We start from the raw sequence: 17,741 nt of genomic DNA, 5'->3' as shown, positions 1-17,741 counted from the left end.
GATTACCCGAACGACGCGACCGGCACACCCGATTCCGCGAGCGCGGCGCGAATCCGCCGCGCCATCTCCACCGCGGCGGGAGTGTCACCGTGCACGCACAGGCTGGCGGCGGACACCGGGACCTCACCGCCATCGACGGTCCGCGCCTTGCCCGTCGCCGCGATCGAAATCGCCTGGGTGACCGCCTCGTCGGCGTGCAGCACCGCGCCGGGCAGTCCGCGCGGCGCGAGCAGGCCGGTCGGCGTGTACGCGCGGTCGGCGAAGCCCTCGCCGACGAACCGGACCTTCGCCTCGGTAGCGGCTGCCTCGAGTTCGGTCCCGGACGGGCCGAGCAGCGCGAGCTCCGTGTCGTACTCCGTCATCGTGGTCAGCAGCGCCTCGGCCAGCTCCCGATCCGCCGCGGCCGCGTGATAGAGGGCGCCGTGCGGCTTGACGTAGCGGACCCGGTCGCCCGCGGCCTTCGCGAAGGCGTCGAGCGCCCCGATCTGATACAGCACCTCGTCGCGCAGCTCGGCGGGCGTGACCGCGATCGCGCGCCTGCCGAAACCGGCCAGATCCCGGTACCCGACGTGCGCGCCGATCCGCACACCCTTGCGCACCGCCGTCGCGCAGGTGGCCCGCATGATCGACGGATCGCCCGCGTGGAACCCGCAGGCGATGTTGGCGCTGGTCACGATGTCGAGCATCGCCGCGTCGTCGCCCATCGTCCACGGGCCGAAGCCCTCGCCGAGATCGCTGTTCAGATCCAGCGCCATCGGTGTCCTCCCGCCGTCCAACCTGCGTGCCCGTGACATTCTCGTCCTCGCGCGCCGCACGAGACAAAGAATCGGCAGACCGGCTCGCGGCGCCCGCCCGCGCGGATGGTCGCACCGCTCGGCGGCAAGTACTCTCGGAGCATCATGGCCACGTATTTCGATCCGAAGTCATGGTCACCGCTGCGGGCCGTCGACTTCGGCAAGCGCCTCTTCGACCAGTCCTGGCTGGAGCAGTGGATCGCGACGACCACCTCGTGGGTGGATCCCGTGGTGGACCTCGGCTCCGGCACCGTCACCGCGCTGATGCCGGACGTGCTGATGACGGTGCTCAGCGAAGGCATTCTGAGCCGGTTCGGCGGTCAAGAGGTGCACGCCACACTGCTCGGCCACGAGGTGAACGCGACACTGCAGGTGCTGAAGGTGCGCAGGCGCGGGGCGCACTTCCAGACCAAGACGGTGTTGTCCCGGCTGAGCTGGGACGAGCATCCGATCGAGGCGGTCACGGTGATCGCGCACGGTGTGCGGCTGATCCCCGGGGTTCCCACCAAGTTGCGAGCCGCCCAGCTGGACCTGGAGGGCACCGTCACCACGGCGTCCCTGGTCGGCTGGCTGAACACCCAGCCGCTGGACTGGCGGCTGAGTGTGCACGAGAGCGGGCTGATCCGGGCCGAGCACCGAAGACGCAAGCTGACCGCGCTGGTCGACGTCGCGGTCGAGAACAACCTGCTCACCATCGAGATCCACCGGGCGAACTGGCTCGGCCTCCGGATACCGCGGCGGATGATCACCGCGCCAGCGATCCTGCTGGAGAACCTGCCGCGGCACGCGCGCATCGCGCAGGCGACCCGAGACGGCGACCTGGTCCGGTTCCGGGTCGACCTGCCCGAGACGACCGGCTCGTTCGATCTCGCGCAGATTCGCGACGCCATCGTCGCGGGTACCACGCTCATCGTCTTCTGAGCGCGGAAAACCCTTTCAGCTCTGCGTCTTCCACCATTCCAACAGCGCCGCCTCGGCTTCGTCGCGGGTCATCGGGCCGCGATCGAGGCGCAGCTCCTTGAGGTAGCGCCAAGCCTTGCCGACCTCGGGACCCGGCCGCAGGCCGAGCAGTTCCATGATCGCGTTGCCGTCCAGGTCGGGGCGGACCTTGGCGAGGTCCTCCTCCTGCTGGAGTCGCTCGATGCGGGCCTCGAGGTCGTCGTAGGTGGCGCGCAAGGCGGCGGCGCGGCGCTTGTTGCGGGTGGTGCAGTCCGCGCGCACCAGCTTGTGCAGCCTGGGCAGCAGCTCGGCGCCGTCGGTGACGTAACGGCGCACCGCGGAATCGGTCCACTGACCCTTGCCGTAGCCGTGGAAACGCAGGTGCAGGAAGACCAGCCGGGCGACGTCCTCGGTGAACTGCTTCGGGTACTTCAGCGCGCGCATCCGCCTGCGCACCATCTTGGCGCCGACCACCTCGTGGTGGTGGAAACTGACGCCGCCGCCCGGCTCGTTGCGCTTGGTGTCCGGCTTGCCGATGTCGTGCAGCAGCGCGGCCCAGCGCAGCACCAGGTCCGGGTCGCCGTCCTCCAGATCGATGGCCTGCTGGAGCACGGTCAGCGAGTGCCAGTAGACGTCCTTGTGCTGGTGGTGCTCGTCGATCTCCAGCTTCATGGCGGGCACCTCGGGCAGCACCCGCTGCGCCAGACCGGTCTCGCACATCACGTTGATGCCGTCGATCGGATGCGCGCCACCGATCAGCTTGTCCAGTTCGGCGCGCACCCGTTCGGCGGTGATGCGATCGATCTCCTCGGCCATCGCCTCGATGGCCGTGCGCACCCGCGGGGCGAGTTCGAAACCGAGCTGGGAGACGAAGCGGGCGGCCCGCAGCATGCGCAGCGGATCGTCGTGGAACGAATCCTCGGGCGCCGCAGGGGTATCCAGCACTCCGGCCAGCAGGGCATCCATGCCGCCGAGCGGATCGACGAACTCCAGCGAACCATCCGCGGCGATCTTGACCGCCATCGCGTTGACGGTGAAATCGCGGCGCACCAAGTCGCCTTCCAGGTTGTCGCCGAAGGTGACCTCGGGATTGCGCGAGACCCGGTCGTAGGTGTCACTGCGGAAGGTGGTGATCTCCAGCTGCTGATCGTCCTTGGCCGCGCTGACCGTGCCGAACGCCAGCCCGCCGGTGTCCCACAGGTGATCGGCCCACCCGCGCATCAGCTCCTGTACCTGCTCGGGTCGCGCGCTGGTGGTGAAGTCCAGATCGGTGCCGAGCCGCCCGAGCACCGCGTCGCGCACGCTGCCACCGACCAGATACAGCTCGTGCCCGCGCGCCGCGAACAGTTCACCCAGCGGCGTCAGCACATCGGCGAGTCCGCCGAGGGTGACCGCCGCCGCGGCAAGCAACCGGGTACGCCGATCCTCGGAAGGCAACGGGGCTGGATCGGTCACTTGCGCATCCTCGGACTTGGACGAAACCACGAAGCAGCAGCTTACCGAGGCGGGAAAAGCGGAATTCGGGCAAGGCGCTGGCGTGGTGCGTGCCGTGCGCGCCAGGGCGGCAAATCCAACACAGTAGGATTGCTTGGTGTCTCCGGCCGATCGCGCGAACAGTCGACGCCGCCAGCCTCGGCGCCGCGGTTCGGCGGCCAACGCGGCGAAACCGCGTATGCGCACGGTACGGGAGACTTCCGCGGGGGGATTGGTCGTGGACGGTCTGGACGGACCGAGCGATAAACGCAGCGCCGCCTTGATCGGTCGCACCGATCGTCGCGGCCGGTTGCTGTGGTCGTTGCCGAAGGGTCATATCGAGGAAGGCGAGACGGCGGAGCAGACCGCGATCCGTGAGGTGGCCGAGGAGACCGGCATCCACGGCGTGGTGGTGGCCGAGTTGGGCAGTATCGATTACTGGTTCGTCACCGAGGGCCGCCGGGTACACAAGACCGTGCATCATTATCTTTTGCGTTCCGTCGGCGGTGAGTTGTCCGATGCCGACGTGGAGGTCACCCAGGTCGCGTGGGTTCCGTTGAGCGAGCTGGATTCTCGGTTGGCCTACGCCGACGAGCGACGCTTGGCCGAGGTCGCGAACCGGTTGATCGACCGGATGGAGACCGGCAAGCGATGACCCAGACTTTTCGGCATCGCACTGCGATTCCGTGGGGGGTGGTGGCCGGGCAACGGGTAGGCCTGTTCCGGGTCATCGTGGCGGTCCTGACCCTGATCGGTTCGGTGACGGCCATGCCGGTGTTGCTCGCGGTTCCGGCGGACGCGCAGCCGACCGGGTCGAACAACTCGACGACGCCCAAATTCTTGAAGTTGTCGCTGGATTCGGTGACGCCCTCGGCGGTGACCACCACGAGTGATCCGCTGCTCACCGTCTCCGGCACGGTGACCAATATCGGCGACCGCGTCGTCGACGACATCAGCGTCCGCATTCAGCGGGCCTCCATGGTGTCGGCGCCGAGCGGGTTGCGTTCGGCGTTGCGGCTGGATCAGGTCAACTACGAGCTGACCGGTCCGTTCGAGGATGTGGTCGAGCGGCTCAGTCCCGGCCAGCGCAAGCAGTTCACGTTGAGCATTCCGCTGCGCTCCGGCGGCGACACGTCGTTGCAGATCGATGAGCCCGGCGTGTATCCGCTGCTGTTGAACGTCAACGGCGAGCCCGCCTACGGCAGCCAGGCGCGGCTGGACGACGCCAGGTTCCTGCTGCCGGTGCTCGGTCTGCCGCCCGCCGGGCCGGACGCGCCCGAGCCGGTGCACGCGCCGACCGACGCGCCGGTGGCGACCACGTTGCTGTGGCCGTTGGCCGACCGGCCGCGGCTGGTGGCCGGTATGCCGGGTTCGGTGAACGGGAACGTCGAGCTGACCGACGACGAACTCGCGGCGTCGCTCGGCAAGGGCGGTCGGCTGGAACAGCTGCTCGGCGCGCTGGAGTCGGCGCTCGGCACCGGGCCGAACCGGGAACGCGGGCTGGCCTCGGCGGTGTGCGTCGCCGTCGACCCTGATCTGCTGCTCACCGTGCAGGCGATGACCAGGGGCTACCGCGTCCTCGCCAGCCCGTCCGATCCGGACGGCGCGACCAGGGAGGGCACCGGCGCCGAACACGCGCAAGTCTGGCTGGACCGGTTGCGCGCGCTCGCCTCGTCGGTGTGCACGGTGGCGTTGCCGTTCGCCCAGGTGGACGTGAACGCGCTGGCGGCGGTGAACGATCCCGAACTGTCCGCCCGCGCGTTGGACGCGCCCGCGGAGATCATCGATTCGATCCTGGCCACCCGCTCGCTGCGCGGCGTCAGCCTGCCCGATTCCGGCAGTATCGACGTGAGCGGCGCAACGTTGTTGCGCGGCCATGGTTTCGGCACCGCCGTGCTCGCCGACACGGCCGCGGTCCCGGTCGGCCAGGCCGATGCGGTGGATTTCAGCAGCAGTCGCGGATCCGCGATCACGACGGACGCTCCGGAAACGGCGGCGCCGGAGATGATCCGGTTGCCGGGAGTCACCGCGCCGACGCCCGAGCAAGCACCTCCACCCGCCGATCCTTCCGCGCCGCCCGCCGCGCGGCCCGCTCCAGCGAAGCCCGACCCCGCGCTGCACGCGGCGACCTTCGACATCTGGTCGGCGACGGCGCTCGCCGCGGTCGGCTCGAATCCGCCGACGCCCTCGTTCACACCGGACCGGGTGCGCTATGACGTGACCAACGACTCGCGCGCCGCCCGCCTGCAGGACGCGTTGGGCGCGGTCTCGTGGAGCGCGCTGCACCCGGAACCGGGCAAACCGCGTTCGCTGCTGCTGGTCCCGCCGCAGCAGTGGGGCGCCAACCGGGACGAGGCCGCCGCGCTGCTGCGGCAGCTGGACCTGCTGGTCAAGAGCAATCTCGCGACGCCGCGCCCGTTCGCGGACCTGCTCGCGCTGCCACCGGACCCGCAGCCTTACGAACTCGACTACCTGCCGCAGGCCGCCGAGGACGCGGTGCCCGCGCGGTTCGTCCTGCCGACGCGCGAGCAGGGCCACCGGATCACCGAGCTGATGCGAGCCCTCGTCGACGTGCCGGAGATCGAGCCGACGCCGCGCCAGTTCCTCACCCCGCTGCGCGACGACCTGATCCGGGTGCTCTCGCTCTCCGATCGCCGCACCGGCAATGCCACCCAGCCGGACACCTTCGCGCAGCGGCGGCTGGACCAGACGACGCGCACGATGAACAACCTGTACCGGTCGGTGACGGTGCTTCCGCCGGGCGGTGTGTACACGCTGGCCTCGGAACAGAGCCCGTTGCTGCTGGTCGCGCGCAACGATCTGCCGGTCGCGATCCGCATCAGGTTCCGCATCGAGGCGCCGGCCGAGACGAACATCACCGACATCGGCGAACAGCAGCTGCCGCCGAAGGGCACCCGGTCGTTCCAGATACCGACCGAGGTCAGCGACAGCCGCAACCTGGTGATTCCGATCTCGCTCGCCACGCCCGACGGTGTCGCGCTCGGCAACGCCACTTCGGTCTCGGTGCGTTCGAACGCCTACGGCCAAGCCTTGGCCATAATTACGGCATGTGCCGGACTGCTGCTGTTCCTGTTGGCCGGGCGTCGGCTGTGGCGGCGCTTCCGGGGCGAGCCCGATCCCGCCGACGAGGGTTTCGACCCCGGCATCCGGCGTCGGGTCAACAGGTACCGTCGGGCGCGCATGCGAGTGCTGCGTGAAGAGGGACAGGGGCACGATGAGGGATGATCGATCCGATGCCCTCACCGTGCGGGACAATCGGTGGATGTCCGCGCCCGCTTCGGAGCGCGGGCGGGTACCAGCACGACGGGGGAGGCTCGATGGGCGAAACGCCGATCGGGCATGCCGGATGCGCAGGTCCGGTACGACACAGGAGGCATGATGAGCGACGATGATTTATCCGCTCATCGGCCTCGACCTGATGAACGACCTGACGGGCCGCCTGCCCGCCGGGCGCCCGCCGCGCCTTGGGAACGGGGGATGCGGCCGCAGAGCGAACCGCAGGAGGATCCCGGCATGACGCACCGGGACCCCTACGGCGAGTACCCGAGGGTGCCTCGGGTCAGCCGCCCCTCCGGACCGCCGCAGGGCGGTCGGACGGCGCCGCCCTCGGGCCCGATGCCCGCCCAGCGCGGACCGCTTCCCGGCCAGTCCGGCCCCATGCCCGCGCAGCGCGGACCTGGCGGTCGTCCGCCCGTGCCGCCGCAGCGGCCCGGCTCCGCGCCGCATCCCGGTCAGCGCCAGTATCCGCCGCAATCCGGCGGGCCGCGTCCCGCGCCGCCCGGGCGCCCCGTACCGCCGATGCCATCGGCCCCGCCGCCGCCGACACAGCGTCCTCCGGCACCGGCAGAGGGCAGGCAGGCGCCGCCCAGGGCGCCGCACGGCCAAGGCGAGCCGATCCCACGTACCCCCGCGCCGCCGCAGCGGTTCGCGCCGCCGCCCAAGTACGCGCCACAGCAGCCGAACCCCGCACCGCTGCGTGGCCGACCCGCGGCCGCGGTGAACGACACGCCGCCGCCCGCCAATCGGCCGCGCACCCAGGAGTGGGCCGTCACCGAGGCCGAGCCGGAGCCGACCGAGACCAAGGAGAGCACGAACTCCCGGCTGCTCAGGGACTCCGGCTCGATCGCGATCGCGACTCTGATCAGCCGCATCACCGGTTTCGGCAAACAGCTGCTGCTCGCCGCGGTGCTCGGCCCGGCGATCGCCAGTGCGTTCACCTCGGCGAGCCTGATCCCGAACATGATCACCGAGCTGGTGCTCGGCGCGGTGCTGACCGCGATGGTGGTTCCGACGCTGGTGCGCGCGGAGAAGGAGGACCCCGACGGCGGGGCGGCCTTCGTCCGGCGTCTGGTCACCGCCGCCTTCGTGGTGCTGATGGGCGCGACACTGCTGGCGACGGCCGCCGCGCCGCTGCTGGCGACGCACGTCTTCGTGTCCGCCGACGGCAAGGTCAACACCCAGCTGACCACGGCGCTGACCTTCTTGCTGCTGCCCGCGATCCTCTTCTACGGCATGTCGGCGCTGTTCACCGCGATATTGAACACCCGCCAGGTGTTCAAACCCGGTGCGTGGGCGCCCGTGCTGAACAACATCGTCATGCTGGCGGTGCTCGGCCTCTACGCGGTGACGCCCGGTGAGATCACGCTCGACCCGGTGTCGATGAGCGATCCGAAGCTGCTCGTCCTCGGCGTCGGCGTCACGCTCGGCGTGTTCACCCAGGCGGCCGCCCTGCTGCCCGCGATCCGCCGCGAGGGGATCGACCTGCGCCCGCTCTGGGGTGTCGACACCCGGCTCAAGCAGTTCGGCATGATGGGCGCGGCCATCATCCTGTACGTGCTGATCAGCCAGGTCGGCCTGGTCTTCGCCAACCACGTCGCCTCGACCGCGGACGAGGCGGGCCCGGCCATCTATTCGCTGGCCTGGCTGCTGCTCCAGCTGCCCTACGGCGTCCTCGGCGTCACGGTGCTCACCGCGATCATGCCGCGCCTGAGTCGCAACGCGGCCGAGGGCGACACCCCGGCCGTCGTCGACGACCTGTCCGTCGCGACCCGCCTGACCATGATCGCCCTCTTCCCCGTCGTCACCTTCCTGACGCTCGCCGGGCCGCAGCTGGGCGAGGCGCTGTTCGGGTACGCGCGATTCACCGGCGACGCCGAACGGCTCGGCTACGCCGTCAGCTGGTCGGCCTTCGCGCTGATTCCCTACGCCCTCGTGCTGATCCACCTCCGGGTGTTCTACGCGCGGGAGCAAGCGTGGACGCCGACCTGGATCATTCTCGGCATCACCGCCGTCAAGATCGCCCTGTCGGCGCTGGCGCCGTTCATCGCCGACAACAGCGATCAGGTCGTCATCGTGCTCGGCGTCGCGAACGGCCTCGGGTTCACCGCGGGCGCCATCATCGGCGGCTACCTGCTGCACCAAAGTCTCGGCGACCTGCGGATGGCCAACGTCGGGCGCACCGTCACCCGGGTCGTGCTCGCCTCGGTCGCGGGCGGCGCGGTGATGCTGATCGTGGACAAGGTGCTCGGCCTCGAGCGGCTGTCGGAGTCCATGGGCGGTCCCGGCTCGCTGATCCGCGTGATCATCACGGCGATCGTCATGTTCGCGACGGCGTTCGGGCTCATGCGGCTCGCGGGCATTCCGGAGATCGTCGCCATCACCGTGGCCATTTCCCGGCGCCTCGGCATCACGCCGCCCGCACCGGATCTCGACCTCGACGGACCGGTCGAGGACGAGTACGCCACGCAGGTGTTCCGCAGGCCCGATCCGTACATGTACTCGGGCTTCGACCCCTACCTGGACTCGCAGGCCACGATGGTCTTGCCCGTGATCAGACCGGATGCTGTTGACCGCACCGGGCGGGGTGAGTTCCCGTACCCTGTTCGGCAGAGAAGCACAAGTGGCGAGTTCGCCGGAACTTCGACATATCAGGGCGAAGGAGGAATGAGGGTGAGCGACGACGCGGCGGTGGGCGGCGTCCCAGCCGCCGATCCTTCTGCGACCAAGGCCGGCGGCCTGTCCACCGACCACCCGCCCGCCGCGGAGAACCCGTCGGACCCCCAGCATCCGCACCAGGGACCCGACAGCCCGCCCTCCGCCGACGGCCACGGCCCGCGCGAGACCCAGCATCAGGCGCCGCCGCGCGACCCGATGTACGACACCGGAATGATCCCCATTCCGCAGCTGCCGCCCGCCGGAACGGAAGCGACGGGTGCGCGTCGAACTCCGCGCGGCCCCAAGCTGATTCCGGGCGCGTCGGTCGCGGGCGGTCGGTACCGTCTGCTCGCCAGCCACGGCGGCGCGCGCGGGCTCAAGTTCTGGCAGGCCCTCGACATCAAACTCGACCGCGAGGTCGCGCTCACCTTCGTCGACGCCGACCAGAAGGCCACCGACAACTCCGGCCACGACGGTCCGCAGGCCATCCTGTCGCGCACCCTGCGGCTCGGCCGCATCAATTCGCCCGGTCTGGCCCGCGTTCTGGACGTGGTGCGCGGCAGCTCCGGCGGCATCGTGGTCGCCGAGTGGACGCCCGGTCGCTCGCTGCGCGAGATGGCCGAGACGGTGCCCTCGCCGATCGGCGCGGCCCGCGCGATCCGGGCGCTCGCCTCGGCGGCCGAATTGGCCCACCGCGGCGGCGGTTCGCTGTCCATCGACCATCCCGACCGCGTGCGCATCAGCGCCTCCGGTGACGCCGTGCTGGCCTTCCCCGGCACGCTCGGCGATTCCGACGCCCAGTCCGACGTGCGCGGCCTCGGCGCCATGCTCTACGCGCTCATCACCGCGCGCTGGCCGATCCGCTCCGGCGGCCTGACCGGCACCGCGGCCACCGTCGGCGGGCTGCGTCTCGCCGACTTCGGTCCGGACGGAACGCCGGTGGAGCCGAGGCAGATTCGGCCCGAGGTGCCCTTCGAGATCTCCGCGGTCGCGGTGCGCTCGCTGGAGTCGAACAAGGGCGTGCGGACCGCGGCGACCGTCCAGCACGTGCTGGAGCAGGCCTCGGTCGTCGACCAGAAGACCGACTTCATCCCGGTGCTCCGCCTCGGCCAGCGCGCGCAGCCGCCGAACGCCGACGATTCGCTCGCCGATCCGGAATTGCTCGCCGCCGAACGCGAGCGGTCGCAGCGGATGATGTGGATCATGGTCGGCCTCGGTATTCTGGCCGCGCTCGTGGTCGGCATCGTCATCTGGTGGATGGTCAGTGTTTTCGCGCCAGGGGCGTCCGACGCGCCGATCGACGAATCACGCAACATCGGTCTGACCACCAACAGTTCCGTCTCGCCGACGACACCAGCCGGAGCGGTCCCGAGCAATCCTGCGTCCGGCGGCGTGCCCGTCCCGGTGACCAACGCGACCGTGTTCTCGCCCGAGGGCACCCCGGACAACGTCAGCGGCGTCGGCGCGGTGCTGGACGACGACCCGGCCACCGTCTGGCGCTCCGATCAGTACTTCCAGCAGTTCCCGGCCCTCAAGAAGGGGGTCGGTCTGCTGGCCACGCTGCCGAGCCCGGCGAAGCTGACGAACGTCTCGATCACCTCGCCGAGCCCCGGTACGTCCGTGGAAATCCGTACCTCGCCGACGAATTCGCCGACGTTGGACCAGACCCAGCTGATCGGCGCCGCCCAGCTGGCCGACGGAGTCACCGAAATCCCCGTGACCGCGGACCAGTCCGCGCGCTACGTGCTCGTCTGGATCACCGGTCTCGGCAACTCGGGAAACCAGTTCCAGACGACGATCGCCGATCTGCGGTTCGACGCCGCGCCCTGATCGCCCGCGTCGAATTCCTCCCGCTCCCTTCTTGATTGGGCGCCGTCGGACGAAGTCCGCCCGCAGCCCGCGCACGTGGTCTTGTTGCTGCCGCTTCGGCAGTCCCGATATGATCGGCTCGCGCTCTCGGCAGGGGAGCTTCCCGGGACCTGGTTTTTCGATCCCGGATGCTGCGAAATATCTACGGCGATGGTCTTTTTGGGCTGTCGTGAGTTGAGCGCCGTCCAAGGGGTTGGTTTTGTCGTCGGAATTGAACGAGGATTCCCGCGGGGGAAGTTCGCGGGTCGCGGCCCGTGAGCGCTCGTTCGTGCCCGGCGAGCTGTCCGACCGGGAACTGCTCAGCGCCCACGCGCGCGGCGAGCGGCACGCCTTCGCCGAACTACTACGCAGGCACAACGATCACCTCTGGCAGACGGCCTTGCGCACGTCCTACACCCGTGAGGACGCCGCGGACTCGTTGCAGGACGCGCTGCTCTCCGCGCACCGCACCGCGGGATCGTTCCGCGCCGAGGCCGAGGTGCGCAGCTGGCTCCACGCGATCGTGGTGAACGCCTGCCTGGATCGCATCCGCCGCAACAAGACTCGTCGCGCGGTCTCGCTGTCGCCCGATACGCTGCCCGAACCGCGCGACGAGCGGGACGAGTTCGCCGAGGTCGAGATGTCGATCGTGGTGGACCGCGCGCTGTTCTCGCTGCCGCCCGATCAGCGCACCGCGCTGGTAGCGATCGACCTGGAGGGGTATAGCGTGTCGGAGGCGGCGGCGATGCTGGGGGTTCCGGAGGGGACGATCAAGAGCCGCTGCGCTCGGGGTCGACAACGCCTGCAAGAGCGTTTGGAATTTCTCCGCGATCCGGGGAACCGGAAGTAGTGGCGATGCGTCATTAATAGTGACGAACACCTGAGCGATGTACAGATGGCGCCCGCGGGTTCCCGCGGCGCGGCCGCGACAGACAAGACAGTTACGTCGGATGAGACCACTGGAGGTGCGATGGCGACCCGGTCCGTACCGCAGCCTCCATTTTCGCCGGAACTGCTCGCCGATCTGCATGCCGACAACGTGGATCCCGAGCTCGGCGCGCAGCTGTGGCCCGCCGTCCGCGCCGACTCCGACGCGGTGCGCTACCTGCGCTCGCTGGACGAGGTGACGACGCGGCTGCGCACCCTGCGCACCGACGAGTGCGTCGTCCATTCGATGCCGGAGGACGTCTCCGAGCGGCTCGCGGCCTTCGTCGCCGAACTGGAGCTGGGCGAGGAGCCGACCGAACGAGTCGCCACCGTGCATCGGCTCGACGCCACGGCATCCGACGAGGACGCGGCGCTCCGAGATCAACGGGTCCTCGGAAACGGCAGCGAGCCAACGGCTTCCGAGGACCGGACCGAACGCATCGCGACCCCGATATCGCTCGCTCACCGGCGAAGTAGACGCCTGCGCTTGGTCGCCGCCGCGGCCGCCGTCCTCGCGGTGATCGCGGGCACCGGCATCGGCGTCCAGATGCTCCGCGACGGTGACGCGACGACCTCCGCGAAACCGACGCCGACCAACGATCAGATCGGCGACGACCTGACCCCCACGGCCGCGCTCGCCGCCCTCGGCCGCAACGACGTCACCGGACCGCTCGGCAGCCGCGGCGCCCTCACCCGCTGTGTCGCGGCGGCGGGGCTGGACCGGGCCGTTCTCGGCTCGATGAATATGCGGTATCAGGGCAAGGACGCGGTGCTCATCCTGCTGACCGGCACCGCCCAGGGCAAGATCACAGCGCTGGTCGTCGGCCCAGGTTGCACCACGGGTGACCCGCAGGTGCGCAAAGTCACCGACATCGGCTGACGAGCACGGGCCCACCGGTGCGGGAACAACAGCGTTTAGGCTGTTGTTGACCGTCACGTTCCCCCTCAGATCTTCTCGGAAGGGCCCCATGAGCGAGCTCCACGAGCGAACCACCGACACGGCCACGCCAGTTCGCGACCTGATCATCGTCGGCTCCGGCCCCGCAGGCTATACCGCAGCCGTCTACGCCGCCCGCGCCGAACTCGAGCCGCTGCTCTTCGAGGGCACCCAGTTCGGTGGCGCGCTGATGACCACCACCGAGGTCGAGAACTTCCCCGGCTTCCGCGCCGGCATCATGGGTCCGGACCTGATGGACGAGATGCGCGAGCAGGCCAAGCGTTTCGGCGCCGACATCCGCACCGAGGACGTGGACGCCATCGACCTGAGCGGACCGGTCAAGACGGTCACGGTGGGCGATCAGACCTACCGGGCGTACGCGGTCATCCTGGCCATGGGCTCGGCCGCCCGCTACCTGAACGTGCCCGGGGAGCAGCGACTGCTCGGCCGCGGCGTGAGCGCCTGTGCCACCTGCGACGGCTTCTTCTTCAAGGGCCAGGACATCGTGGTGGTCGGCGGCGGCGACTCGGCGATGGAGGAAGCGACCTTCCTCACCAAGTTCGCGTCGAGCGTCACCATCGTGCACCGCCGCGAGGAATTCCGTGCGTCGCGCATCATGCTCGAGCGCGCCAAGGCCAACGAGAAGATCAAGTTCGTGCTGAACGCCGAGGTGGTCGAGGTGCACGGTGAGAACGCCGTGACCAGCCTCACCCTGCGCGACACCCGCACCGGCGAGACCTCCGAGCTGGCCGCGACCGGCCTGTTCGTGGCGATCGGCCACGATCCGCGCAGCGAGCTGGTGCGCGGCCAGGTCGAGCTCGACGACGAAGGCTACGTGCAGGTCGAGCACCCGACGACGGCCACGAAGGTTCCCGGCGTCTTCGCCGCGGGCGACCTCGTCGACCACACCTACCGCCAGGCCATCACCGCCGCGGGCACCGGCTGCCGCGCCGCGATCGACGCCGAGCGCTGGCTGGCCGAACAGGGTGACATCACCGCGAACACCCTGGACGCCGCGGGCCAGCCGGTCGCCGTGAACGCCAACTGATCTCGCTCTACCGGATTCACAAGGAGATACCCCATGTCCGAGAACACGGTCACCGTGACCGACAAGTCCTTCGCCGACGAGGTGCTGCTCAGTGAGAAGCCCGTGCTCGTCGACTTCTGGGCGGATTGGTGCGGTCCGTGCAAGATGGTCGCTCCCGTGCTGGAGGAGATCGCCGCCGCGAACGCGGACAAGCTGACCATCGCCAAGCTGGACGTGGACGCCAACCCGGAGACGGCGCGCGAGTACCAGGTCCTGTCCCTGCCCACTATGATGCTGTTCCGCGGCGGTAAGCCGGTCAAACAGATCGTCGGCGCCAAGGGCAAAGCGGCCCTCCTGCGCGAACTGGAAGACGTGATCTGACGGCGCGAATCCACGACGCGCCGTAGGATGCCTGCACCACCCCCGTAATTGTCGGATTCCGGGGCAGGTCTGAGACAATCGACCGACGCTCCGGTCGTGCGAGGGTGTATGCCGTCGCATGAGTGGGTACCCGGGTTGACGGAAGGAAAGGGCTCTCACGCATGCACCGACTTCGTCACGGTGATACCGGTCCAGCCGTCGCTGAGGTTCGGAGCACCCTGGCAAGTCTCGGCTTCCTGCACGCACACGCCATCGGCGCCGAGCACGGCGACGCACGCGAGTACTGGAAGGACACCGAAGCCTCCTTCGACCACCACCTCGACTCCGCGGTCCGCGCGTTCCAGCAGCATCGCGGTCTGCTCGTCGACGGTGTGGTGGGTCCGGCCACCTACCGGGCCTTGAAGGAGGCGTCCTACCGCCTCGGTGCGCGCACGCTGATCTATCAGCTCTCGGCGCCGCTGTACGGCGACGACGTCGCCACGTTGCAACGCAAACTGCAGGACCTCGGCTTCTATGTTCATCGGGTGGACGGGTACTTCGGCCCGCACACCCACGACGCACTCACCGCGTTCCAGCGCGAGATCGGTCTGTCCGCCGACGGCATCTGCGGTCCGGACACGCTGCGTTCGCTGGAATTGCTCGGCGCGCGCGTCACCGGCGGCAACCCGCATCGCATCGCCGAAGAAGAGGTGGTGCATCGGGCTGGGCCGCAGCTCACCGGCAAGCGGATCGTCATCGATCCGGGTCTCGGCGGTCCCGACAAGGGATACGCGGTGCCGACCGAGTACGGCGACGTCTACGAGTCGGAGATCCTGTGGGATCTGGCCAGCAGGCTGGAGGGCCGGATGGCCGCCACCGGCATGGAGACGTTCCTGTCACGGCCGTGGGGTGCGAATCCCACCGACGCCGAGCGCGCGGAGACCTCCAACGCCTTCGACGCCGACCTGATGATCTCGCTGCGCTGTGCCACCAACCCGAGCTCCTCGGCGAACGGTGTGGCCAGCTTCCACTTCGGCAACTCGCACGGCTCGGTCTCGATGATCGGGCAGGTGCTGGCCGGGTTCATTCAGCGCGAGGTGGTGGCCCGCACGTCGTTGCAGGACTGCCGGACGCATTCGCGTACCTGGGATCTGCTGCGGCTCACCAAGATGCCGACGGTCCAGGTCGACATCGGTTACCTCACCAACGAATACGACGCCTCGGTCCTCACCAACCCGCGGATGCGCGACGTCATCGCCGAGGCCATCCTGATCTCGGTGAAGCGTCTGTATCTGCTGGGTCAAGACGATCAGCCGACCGGCACGTACACGTTCGCCGAGCTGCTGGCCGAGGAGCTGGCCGCCGCCGACCGAACCTGAGACTTCGTCTCGAAGGAAAGCCCCCGCTGTGATCGGCGGGGGCTTTCTCGTCTCAGCGTGCGCCGGCCCGGGTGGGGGCCGTCATGGACGCGGCGGCGAGCAGCTGGTCGAGCGCGCGCTCCACGTCTTCCTTCCAGCCGTGATCGGAATCCAGCTCCAGGCGCAGGCGCGGGAAGCGGTGGTGCGGTGCGACCACCTCGAAGCCGTATTCTTCGAGCAGGTCCGCTTCGATCATGCAGGTCTGCGGTGAGCATTCAGTGGGGGCAGCCGAGGCGGAACCGCGGACCGGAGCGCCGATCCGCTCCATGAGCGTCATCGAACCGACCAAACGGTCCGAGAGCCGTTTGGTCGGCGGATCCGTACGGATGCCGAACGCCTCCAGTGCGCGAACACCGCGGCGGACCAGATCCGACACCACGGCCTGCACCAGGCGGTGGGCGATGTCCTCGTCCCGGTGCGGGAACTCGGTGCGCAGCGTGGTCAGCAAGATGGCATCCGGGCTGACCGGGGAAGTGGGGAACAGCGTCGCGCGCGGCACGGCGCTGGGCGGCGAGTACAGGGCGCAACCCGCCACGCTGCCGTCCACGTGGGCCACCTGGCCGCACGAACCCCATTCGAGCATGACCGTCGAAAGCCAGGCCTCTTTTTCGAAGACCGGATCGCTGAACCCGCGCGAGTCCTCCGCGACGGCGGGATCGATCTCCCAGAAGACACAGCGCCGGGCATGCGCGGGCAGCTTGTCCAGTCCGTCGAGGGTAAGTGCTGTGACGCTGGTCGACACCGCTCTGCTCAGCCTCCAGCTGTCCGATTCATCCACGCTCACGTCGCATCAACGTCTTCTCGCCAGCAAGAATAAGCGATCAAGCGAATCCGCCTCATTCCACGTCGCTGTGCTGTTGGTAGGAGCCCTCGTGCCGGACCGTCGGCGCGCGCAATATCGCTGTCGCGCTGCCCTTTTCGACGCCGTCACAGTGACGTTTCGACGCCGGGCCCGTAGATACCGAGAACACGGGGCTATTTTGCCTCTTCTGTCACTGACCGAGCTGCTCTTGCGCCATCAGACCGACGATGCGCTCCAGATCTTCCACGGACCCGAACTCGACGACGATCTTGCCCTTGCGTTTGCCGAGGCTCACAGTCACCCGGGTGTCGAACGAATTCGACAGCCGCTCGGCCACGTCCTGCAGACCGGGCATGTGAATCGGCTTGCGCCGCGGAGCCGGGGGAGTGGCCGCGTCCGGATCACGGTTGGCCAGGGTGACGGCTTCCTCGGTGGCACGCACCGAGAGGCCCTCTGCGACGATGCGGGCGGCCAGCACCTCCTGCGCGTCGGCGCCCGCTTCCAATCCGAGCAGGGCGCGCGCGTGACCGGCGGACAGCACGCCCGCCGCGACCCGCCGCTGCACCGGGATCGGCAGCTTCAGCAGGCGGATCATGTTGGTGACGACCGGACGGGATCGACCGATCCGGGTGGCCAGTTCTTCGTGGGTGACGTCGAATTCCTCGAGCAGCTGCTGGTACGCGGCCGCCTCTTCCAACGGGTTCAGCTGCACCCGGTGGATGTTCTCCAAGAGGGCGTCCCGCAGCATCGACTCGTCGGCGGTCTCCCGAACGATCGCCGGGATCGCTTCCAGGCCCGCCTCCTGGGCGGCACGCCAGCGGCGCTCACCCATGATCAGCTGATAGCGGTCCGCCTCGACGCGGCGCACCACGATCGGCTGCATGAGGCCGAATTCGCGGATGGAGTGGACCAGTTCAGCGAGCGCTTCTTCCTCGAAGACCTGGCGCGGCTGCTTGGGATTCGGCTCGATCTGGTCCGGCGGAATCTCGCGGTAGAGCGCGCCACCGGGGGTGGCGAGGTCGGCCTCGTCGACGGTGTCCTCGGGATCCGGGACGCGGTGCAGGTACGCCGAAGCAGGCTGCGGACCGACGGGATCGAGTCCGATCACCACGTTGGCCGCGGCGCTGCCGAGACCCTGCGTGGTCGCGGGCCCCGTCGGGATCAGCGCGGCCAGACCTCGTCCTAGCCCGCCCTTCTTCGCCTGACTCATCGGCCCACCGATCCCTTCCCTCGTTCGCCACCAAACCGGGTCACGCCGACC

General features: G+C 69.2%; 13 protein-coding genes. 9 read left to right on the top strand and 4 right to left on the bottom strand.

Features of this window, described 5'->3' with window-relative positions:
* Window positions 1–2 precede the first annotated feature (2 nt).
* The gene (locus ABZV58_RS01950) at window positions 3–755 is read right to left on the bottom strand and encodes a 5-oxoprolinase subunit PxpA (protein ID WP_354998305.1); all 753 of its coding nucleotides are present in this window, start codon (window positions 753–755) and stop codon (window positions 3–5) included.
* Between the two features lie 144 nt (window positions 756–899).
* Between ABZV58_RS01950 and ABZV58_RS01945 the strand changes: the two genes are divergently transcribed.
* Entirely contained in the window at window positions 900–1,715 is an 816-nt protein-coding gene (locus tag ABZV58_RS01945) for a hypothetical protein (protein WP_354998304.1), read from the top strand.
* Window positions 1,716–1,730: 15 nt separating this feature from the next.
* Here ABZV58_RS01945 and ABZV58_RS01940 read toward each other — a convergent pair whose 3' ends face one another.
* Window positions 1,731–3,188, bottom strand: a complete 1,458-nt coding sequence (locus ABZV58_RS01940; RefSeq protein WP_354998303.1) for a CCA tRNA nucleotidyltransferase — start codon at window positions 3,186–3,188, stop codon at window positions 1,731–1,733.
* A 136-nt stretch (window positions 3,189–3,324) separates the two neighbouring features.
* On the opposite strand from ABZV58_RS01940, the gene ABZV58_RS01935 reads away from it, so the two are divergent.
* The 8 genes from ABZV58_RS01935 (at window position 3,325) to ABZV58_RS01900 (ending at window position 15,639) form a co-directional block, all read left to right on the top strand.
* Entirely contained in the window at window positions 3,325–3,861 is a 537-nt protein-coding gene (locus ABZV58_RS01935; protein ID WP_067834794.1) for an NUDIX hydrolase, read from the top strand.
* A complete protein-coding gene (locus tag ABZV58_RS01930) occupies window positions 3,858–6,452 on the top strand; it encodes a DUF6049 family protein (RefSeq protein WP_354998302.1) in 2,595 nt (864 codons plus the stop codon). The genes ABZV58_RS01935 and ABZV58_RS01930 overlap by 4 nt, the downstream gene beginning before the upstream one ends.
* 288 nt (window positions 6,453–6,740) lie before the next feature.
* The gene (locus ABZV58_RS01925) at window positions 6,741–10,991 is read left to right on the top strand and encodes a lipid II flippase MurJ (RefSeq protein WP_354998301.1); all 4,251 of its coding nucleotides are present in this window, start codon (window positions 6,741–6,743) and stop codon (window positions 10,989–10,991) included.
* 319 nt (window positions 10,992–11,310) lie between these two features.
* Window positions 11,311–11,859, top strand: a complete 549-nt coding sequence (gene sigM, locus ABZV58_RS01920) for an RNA polymerase sigma factor SigM (protein WP_067786414.1) — start codon at window positions 11,311–11,313, stop codon at window positions 11,857–11,859.
* A gap of 120 nt (window positions 11,860–11,979) precedes the next feature.
* Window positions 11,980–12,816 carry a hypothetical protein gene (locus ABZV58_RS01915; protein ID WP_354998300.1) on the top strand — a complete coding sequence of 279 codons (837 nt, stop codon included), beginning with the start codon at window positions 11,980–11,982 and terminating at the stop codon, window positions 12,814–12,816.
* Window positions 12,817–12,904: 88 nt separating this feature from the next.
* On the top strand, window positions 12,905–13,921 hold the full coding sequence (trxB, locus tag ABZV58_RS01910) for a thioredoxin-disulfide reductase (RefSeq protein ID WP_354998299.1): 1,017 nt from the start codon (window positions 12,905–12,907) through the stop codon (window positions 13,919–13,921).
* A gap of 33 nt (window positions 13,922–13,954) precedes the next feature.
* Window positions 13,955–14,281: a thioredoxin gene (trxA, locus tag ABZV58_RS01905; protein WP_141808050.1), complete on the top strand. Its 327-nt coding sequence runs from the start codon at window positions 13,955–13,957 to the stop codon at window positions 14,279–14,281.
* Window positions 14,282–14,442: 161 nt separating this feature from the next.
* Window positions 14,443–15,639 (top strand): N-acetylmuramoyl-L-alanine amidase, encoded by a 1,197-nt coding sequence (locus ABZV58_RS01900; RefSeq protein ID WP_354998298.1) that lies wholly within the window; start codon window positions 14,443–14,445, stop codon window positions 15,637–15,639.
* 52 nt (window positions 15,640–15,691) lie between these two features.
* Here ABZV58_RS01900 and ABZV58_RS01895 read toward each other — a convergent pair whose 3' ends face one another.
* Together ABZV58_RS01895 and ABZV58_RS01890 are read right to left on the bottom strand one after the other, a co-directional pair.
* Window positions 15,692–16,420, bottom strand: coding sequence for a GNAT family N-acetyltransferase (locus ABZV58_RS01895; RefSeq protein ID WP_354998297.1), 729 nt, complete (start codon window positions 16,418–16,420; stop codon window positions 15,692–15,694).
* Window positions 16,421–16,670: 250 nt separating this feature from the next.
* On the bottom strand, window positions 16,671–17,690 hold the full coding sequence (locus ABZV58_RS01890; protein WP_354998296.1) for a ParB/RepB/Spo0J family partition protein: 1,020 nt from the start codon (window positions 17,688–17,690) through the stop codon (window positions 16,671–16,673).
* Between the last annotated feature and the right edge of the window lie 51 nt (window positions 17,691–17,741).

It is taken from the genome of Nocardia sp. NPDC004654 (genome assembly GCF_040609595.1).
Classification (GTDB): domain Bacteria; phylum Actinomycetota; class Actinomycetes; order Mycobacteriales; family Mycobacteriaceae; genus Nocardia.
Note: the sequence above shows the minus strand (reverse complement) of the source record. Positions and strands in the feature narration are given on the sequence as shown.